Raw genomic sequence first — 7,190 nt, forward strand, 5'->3', positions numbered from 1 at the left:
GAAATATCCTTTTCTATAAAATTAAGAATAACAAAGAACAAAACGATTATCAAGAACCTGAAATATAGCCCGAATGGGCACGACGAGCAACATGTCGGGACTGTGCCCGGTTGGGGTTTCGATGCCAAATCAGCCTTGACATGATAAATAGTTTGCTATAGATGACTTTACGAACTCTCAAATACAAAACGAATCAAAGACCTATTTTCCTTTCAACGATATCCCGGAAAAGGAGTTTTGAGCCTAACCATGAAACAGGAAATCACCACGCCCCCTCAGGACGCCAACGCAAAACTCAAACTGATGGAACCCTTTGGCGAAACTTCTTTTGACCGCCATTATCTCGCTGAAATCTGCGATAATCCGCTCACCGGCGCATTTAAGAAAAAATCCGTTGTGCATGCCGGTCTTGGGGGCACGCCCGTAGCAACGGAAAAGAGCGGCTTGTTCGGTACCCTTGGCGCCTATCCCGATTCTGATCATGCGCGGCAGTGCCTGAAAAATGCAAGAGCACTTGTAAAGGGCAATGAAATCCTGGGAGAATTTCTATGCCAGGGCAAGGCGGACCCGGCTTTAATTAAAATAATGGAAACAAAAATGATGGACGCCCATCACAGCATGACCCCGGAACGCAGGGCCAGACTTGAAGAGGCCGCCAAGCACCCGGATGAAAAAGACCTGGCAGATGCCAGGGCACTGTTTTTTAAACTGGCACAAATCGCTGCCGGGAAGGTGTCTGCCTGACACTCCCAGAAAAGGCTGGAATCCAAAAAATTGCATTATTTTGCTGATACGGTTAGGATGGTTCTCAATATGGAAATAGTGATTCTGTTTTGCAGTTTCATATATTGACAACAGAAGGAAAAGGAGCATGCAATGTCAGCCTTTCAAGCAGCCTATATTGAGACCAAAGAGAAAGGACTACTCCGGGATAAAATCAATAAAGCGCGACATCTGTTAAAATCCTGTGAGCTTTGTCCTATAGCATGTAAGGTCGACCGTCTTTCCGGGGAGTTGGGTGGGTGTTCTACCGGTGAAGAAGCGGTTGTTTCCAGTTTCAATCCCCACTTTGGAGAAGAACCGCCATTGGTCGGGGCTTTTGGCTCAGGCACCATTTTTTTCACCCACTGTAACTTGAAATGTAATTTTTGCCAGAATTACGATATCAGTCACGAGGGAAACGGAGAGGAGTGTGGACTCGGGCAGTTGGCCGGCATGATGTTGATCCTGCAGAATAACGGTTGCCATAACATTAATTTTGTGACCCCCACCCATGTGGTGCCACAAATTTTGTCTGCCCTTGACATGGCCATTGACGGGGGATTAAGGATCCCCCTAGTATACAACTCCAGCGGATACGACAAGGTGGAAACGTTAAAACTGCTGGAGGGAGTGATCGATATTTATATGCCGGATTTTAAATTTTGGGATCCGGCTATTTCCGAACAGACCTGCAATGCGCCGGATTATCCCCAAATAGCCGCAAAAGCCGTTGTCGAAATGCATCGACAGGTTGGCGATCTGCAGCTTGATGAAAACGGTATTGCCACACGAGGGTTACTGCTCAGACACTTGGTCATGCCCTCCGGGATGGCCGGGACCGGGGAGGTGATGTCATTTATTGCCAACCATGTCTCAAAAAACACCTATGTCAACATCATGGATCAATATCGCCCTTGTGGGAAGGCGCTCCACGTGAAAGAATTAGCAAGGCGCGTCTCTGTGACTGAATTCAACAAAGCTGTCAAAGAGGCTAAAGACGCGGGGATCACCCGATTTGCAGCATTTTAGATAGCGCCCGGAGGATTGATCTCCAGTCTTCAGCCTTCTGTCTGAAGCAGGCGGAACAAGGTTTTCCTGGCCAGGATATCCCCCGAAATAATGCCCAGGACCCGGTTCTCATCCACCACGGGCATGGCTGAAATTTCATGGTTCTCCAGTATCCGGATGCAGTTGAGGATACTGGTGTCCGGCCCGGTTGACACCAGGTCCGTAGTCATAATTTTTGTCAAGGGCGCATCCATGGGCAGTTTCATGGCTGTAGCCCGGGTGATGTCCCAGTTGGTCACGATACCGATGGGCCGGCCCTTTTCCGATACCACAGTGACAATAGATACATGGCTCTCCACCAGAAGTTCGGCGGCATCTCTTATCTGCTTGTCCAGGCCGATGACGGGCGCCGGAGCCATAACATCCCTGGCGGTTTTGGATTTTTCTTTTGATGCAATCCGCCGTACCGATATCTTTTCCGCCACTTCACAGGGCAGACTGTCCCCGTCCTGGCACAGCCCCTGGATGAGTTCTTTCATATTGGCGGGAATAACGGTTTCCAGCTTTTCCAGGGCGGCCTTCTGCCGCTGTTCCGCCAGGCGTTGGAATTCAGTGCGGTGCTTGTCCAGCCACCCCTGGATTCCACCGGGGTCACCCAGAAGCTCCTTTGGAATATAGAGGTGGCGGGGGGTAGGAATGATCCTTTCATGGGCCGCATAGATGACCCCTCCTGCATTGACCAGGTAATCGGTAGCAATGAGGATCCCCCTGTCCCGAAAAACATGACGCTCCATCCGTCGACGCTGGGCTTTCCGGGCCGGATCCGGGGAATAGGTATTGGCCCCTTCCACAATCATTTGCCATTTGCCCATCCGGTCGCAGGTCATGGAAGGGTTAGTTATAGGGGAAACGTCCAGGTAATTAAACACGGGGGAAGCCGGAATCAGGCAGAAGGCCGACTCGGTGAGCAGGTTGTCCGGGTTGTTGGAAAAGACGGTTCTATGACCCACAGGGTCCTCACCGTGCATGATCCGTTCGTGGTAATAAGCCCCGGCAACGGTCCCCAGGGTTTTCCACATACTGAACAATTGGGACCATGGCAGACCGTCCGGATTGAGCAGATAGCCTGTGGCGTCGCTGATACCCTTTATCCTGGGCCGGTAGTTGCGGGTGTTCTCATGGAAGAGCCTTGCAGTATTTGCCCCTACGGCCCCGAATCCCTGGATAAGTACATCCAGTTCCCCGACAGGGGGGATCTCCATAGTTTTAAACTGGGGCAGTTCCCTGAGGCGGGGAAGATGCTCTACCAGGGCATTGAACGCCGCAACCACCCCCTTGGCGGCTGCGCCCAGTTCGTCAATCCGGTTCCCGCCCATGTCCGCCGGCTTGGAAACCACGTTATCAATCCCGTTTTCAATGGCGAAAATTTTCATGTCTTGGTCATTGGTCCCCACATCCGGTCCCGGGATGTAGATATCCTTATACCGCTTGATCAGTCGGCCAAACCCCTTGATAATCTCTTTTCGCTCTTTTTTGTCCATGGCACCGGGACAGACGATCCCGGATTTACCGCCCCCAAAGGGCAAATCGGCAGCGGCATTTTTCAGGGTCATGCCCCGGGCCAGGTTATGGATGATATCCGGGGTGATATCCGGCAGCATCCGGGTGCCCCCCATGGAGGGCGCTCCCATGGCCAAATTGTCCACCACCAGGTAGCCGCCGATTTCAAGGGCGCTTTCCCTGTCCCAGAGGCAGGAAACCAGCCTGGGCCCCAGGCGGTCCACGCGGATGCCCAGCCGCTGAAGGCTGTCCACATCCAAAGGCCCGAACTCCAGAAAGCAGAAAGGGCCGTCCTGTATCAGCCGTTTTTCGCGTACACTTTCAGATAGAGCATCTTCCAAAAAAGATTTCATTGTTTTAGGAATCATAATTTCCTCCTTTTGATCGGAACAATTTGTTATTGTTGAAGCAAAATGATCATAAGAACCTAACCCTATACCCCTGCCCTCAATTCCATAAACAAACGCTCGGGCGTAATGGGTGCACAATAGGAAGCATTCTCACTGCCGGCGGCCATCTTTATGGCAAAAAAAGCCCCGATTCCGTACATGAAGGGAGGCTCCCCCACGGCCTTGGAACCCTTAACAGCTCTGTCGTTATGGGCACCCTCCAAAAATTTTACTTTCATATCCAAAGGGGCGGAAGAGATATCAGGCATTTTATAAGTTCCCGCAGTGGCCGTAAGGGGTCTGCCCGCCTCGCTGTAACGCATCTCTTCCATGGTCACCCATCCAATCCCCTGAACCATGCCGCCTTCAACCTGGCCAAGATCAATGAGGGGATTTATAGATCGCCCAAGGTCATGCACCACATAGGCCTTTTCTATCGTGTAGGTTCCCAGTAAGCGGTCCACTTCGGCCTCAAAATAGGCTGTTCCGTAAGTATGGTAGGCAAAGGGACGACCCTTCTCGACAGATGTATCAAAGTGAAGGTCCGGTGTGGAATAGTGGGCTTCGGCGCTTAACTGCACCCGAGAACGATAGGCTTGCATCACCAAATCCTCCCAACCGAGCCCACAGGCTTTCTCCTCTCTATATAACCGACTGTCTCTAAGTGAAAAATCCTGCCATACACATTGATATTGATCGGCCATAAATTTAAAGAGGCGCTCTTTTATCATCTCACAGGCCATCAGGGCGGCCGCCCCATTCAGGTCGGTTCCGCTGCTGGCAGCGGTGGGACTGGTATTGGAAACGCGGGTGGTATTGGTGGATTCGAGCTTAACCCGCTCAGGAGCGATCCCCAGGCTGTCGGCGACGATTTCCCGGATTTTGTGGTTTACCCCCTGCCCCATTTCCACAGCCCCCGTACTTACGCCCACGCTACCGTCCGTGTAAACGTGGATATGAGCCCGGGCCTGGTTTAAAAACATGGTGGTAAAGCTTATGCCGAAACATACGGGCATCAGGGCATACCCTCTGCCGTAGCGGGAGACTTGACCGGAAGAATTCTTCTCTTTCCTTCGGGCGTCGTCAATGACACGCATCCGTTTCTCAAGGTCATAATGCACATATGCCTTGTCCCAACAGCGTTGGGCCCGGGCATTTTCCGCCGCCATGCCATAGACAAAACAATCCCCCGTTTTAATCAGATTTTTTCGCTGCAGTGTTTCTACGCAGATCCCGCTTATTCGGGATGCCTCCCGGATGGCCGCTTCAAAGACGAACATGGCCTGGGGAGCACCGAATCCCCGGAAGGCGGTGTTAGGGGTTATGTTGGTGCGGCAGGAAGCTGCTGTGGCATGTACGTTGGGTACATAATAGGATGCGGTGGCGTGGAAGAGGGTTCTTTCCAAAACAGAAGTGGACAAGTCGGCCGCCGCTCCGGCATTCTGATAATAGATAACCTTGAAGGCCAAAAATTTTCCCGCCCCATCCAGGGCCAGGGTAAAATCAGAGCTATAGGGATGCCGTTTGCCCGTGGCCCGCATATCATCGGAACGTCTTAAAACCATACGGCAGGGAACACCTGATTTTTGAGCCCCCAGGGCGGCAAAACAGGCCCAGGTATTGGCTTGGATCTCCTTGCCCCCAAAGCCTCCTCCCAGTCGCCGAACATCCACTTCAATCCTGTTCATGGCCAATCCGCAAACCCTGGCAACGCATCGCTGCACCATAGTGGGAGCCTGGGTACTGGAAGCCAGATGGAGATTGCCCTCCTCCGAGGGAGTCGCTACGCTGCCCTGGCCCTCCAGGTAAAAATGCTCCTGGGCGCCCGATTCGGCCTCTCCCTTGGCGACATATACTGCAGACGCAATGCCATCTTTCACATCGCCCAGGGTAAAGGATCGTACCGGGGCAATCAATTCATTCCGGTTATAGGCTTCCCGCGGATTCAGAACAGGGGTTTCTTCGGCAATGTCGATTTTAATAAATCCCACCGCATCCCGGGCAGCCTCCTCAGTCCAGGCATAAACCGCGGCCACCGGCATACCCGCAAAGGTCACCTCATCCTCGGCCAAGAGGCGTTCGTCCTGAATTATGCCGCCGATCTGATTTTCCCCGGGAATATCCTTGGCGGTAAGGATGAACGCTACTCCCGGAACCTCCCGCGCGGCGGAAATATCCAAATCCCGAATTTTTCCCCTGGCTACGGGAGAGAAGAAGACAACACAGTGCAATCCACGGGCGGGAAAATCCCTGTCATCCACATAGCGGGTAAGCCCCATCACATGATAGGTGGTATCAGGATTGATCATAGCACCCCTCCTTTTACAAAATCGCCGTAGGAACAGGTATCGGAAAAACAGTGCAGATAGTGATCCGCCATGAGGGCACAAGCCAATCGCCTTTTATACTCGGCACTCCCCCGAATATCGTCTATGGGACTGATCTCTTCCTGCAGGACTTCCATGGAGCCCAGAAATGTTTCCCTGGTCAGGGGTTTTTCCCTAAGCCACGCCATGGTCTGACGGGCTGTAAAGGGGATGGGTGCCACACCGCCAAAAGCCAAACCAACAGAAGCCAATGCCTGGTTATTAACCGTAAAAACCGCCGCGGAGTTGCAGCCGGCGATATCCAGACGTTTTCGCTTACTCACCTTGGCGTAGTTCCATAATTGGGCGCCATCCTGTTTTCTCACCAAGAGGGATTCCACAAGCTCATCGCTGTTGAGGTCCAACTCTTTATAGCCCAGAAAGAACTCCCTTAGAGGCAGTCGACGTCGGAAACCTTTGGACGAAACCAATTGGATTTGGGCATCCAAGGCCAGTAGAAGAACGGCACAGTCCGCAATGGGTGAGGCATTGACCAGATTGCCCCCTATAGTGGCCCGATTCCGTATAATATGGGAGGCCATGACTATCAGCTTTTCACGCCACCCGGGAAATTGATCAATTAAGTGAGGATCTCGCATCAACTGCTCCATGGAGGCTGATGCGGCGATTTCTATCATCCCCTCCTTTACCCGGATAGGCTCGGATTCGGGTATGAGGAACCGGGGTTTCGACTTATTCAGGGCGTCTCCCTGTTGAACATACAGATCGGTGCCCCCCGCAATAAGAAGCCGATCTTTTTCAAACCCCTCAAAGGTCAAATCCGGCGAATCAGCCAGGCAGTTACCTCTCAGCTTCGCAAGTCTCTGGGGGATAGTGGCAAAATAGGCAGGAAGCAGGTCCAGTTCAATCAGTCCCTGAAGGGAAGGAACCTTACCCAACAAAGGTTCAACGGTCTGCGCCACGGCCCGAAGAATGGATCCGTAGCCGGTACATCGGCAGATATTGCCGTCCAGGGCATCCACAGCGTCCTGAAGGGTAACGGTCCTCCCCTCCAGAAGATAACCGGTGAGGGAGAGGATGAATCCGGGGGTACAAAATCCGCACTGGGTCGCGCCCTGATTGATAAAGGCTTGCTGGAGCCGAT

At 52.5% G+C, this 7,190-nt stretch carries 5 protein-coding genes; 2 read left to right on the forward strand and 3 right to left on the reverse strand.

What is annotated here, in order from left to right; translation table 11 throughout:
• Positions 1-249: 249 nt before the first annotated feature.
• A complete protein-coding gene (locus AB7U36_RS14835) occupies positions 250-744 on the forward strand; it encodes a flavodoxin family protein (RefSeq protein ID WP_428160503.1) in 495 nt (164 codons plus the stop codon).
• A gap of 132 nt (positions 745-876) precedes the next feature.
• Positions 877-1,791, forward strand: a complete 915-nt coding sequence (locus AB7U36_RS14840) for a radical SAM protein (RefSeq protein ID WP_428160504.1) — start codon at positions 877-879, stop codon at positions 1,789-1,791.
• A 29-nt stretch (positions 1,792-1,820) separates the two neighbouring features.
• Here the strand turns inward: AB7U36_RS14840 and AB7U36_RS14845 are convergent, their stop codons facing one another.
• From AB7U36_RS14845 to AB7U36_RS14855, 3 genes are all read right to left on the reverse strand, one after another.
• Complete coding sequence (locus AB7U36_RS14845; RefSeq protein ID WP_428160505.1) at positions 1,821-3,698, reverse strand: Glu/Leu/Phe/Val dehydrogenase dimerization domain-containing protein; 1,878 nt, start codon at positions 3,696-3,698, stop codon at positions 1,821-1,823.
• A 65-nt stretch (positions 3,699-3,763) separates the two neighbouring features.
• Entirely contained in the window at positions 3,764-6,028 is a 2,265-nt protein-coding gene (locus tag AB7U36_RS14850) for a molybdopterin cofactor-binding domain-containing protein (RefSeq protein ID WP_428160506.1), read from the reverse strand.
• Positions 6,025-7,190: FAD binding domain-containing protein (locus AB7U36_RS14855; RefSeq protein WP_428160507.1), on the reverse strand; the 1,166-nt coding region annotated here is incomplete at its 5' end. The genes AB7U36_RS14850 and AB7U36_RS14855, both read right to left, overlap by 4 nt.

This window comes from Desulfobacter sp. (assembly GCF_050177295.1).

Coding starts and splice junctions, on each gene's coding strand:
- AB7U36_RS14835 (WP_428160503.1), top strand. CDS start 250: ATGAAACAGGAAATCACCACGCCCCCTCAGGACGCCAACGCAAAACTC.
- AB7U36_RS14840 (WP_428160504.1), top strand. CDS start 877: ATGTCAGCCTTTCAAGCAGCCTATATTGAGACCAAAGAGAAAGGACTA.
- AB7U36_RS14845 (WP_428160505.1), bottom strand. CDS start 3,698: ATGATTCCTAAAACAATGAAATCTTTTTTGGAAGATGCTCTATCTGAA.
- AB7U36_RS14850 (WP_428160506.1), bottom strand. CDS start 6,028: ATGATCAATCCTGATACCACCTATCATGTGATGGGGCTTACCCGCTAT.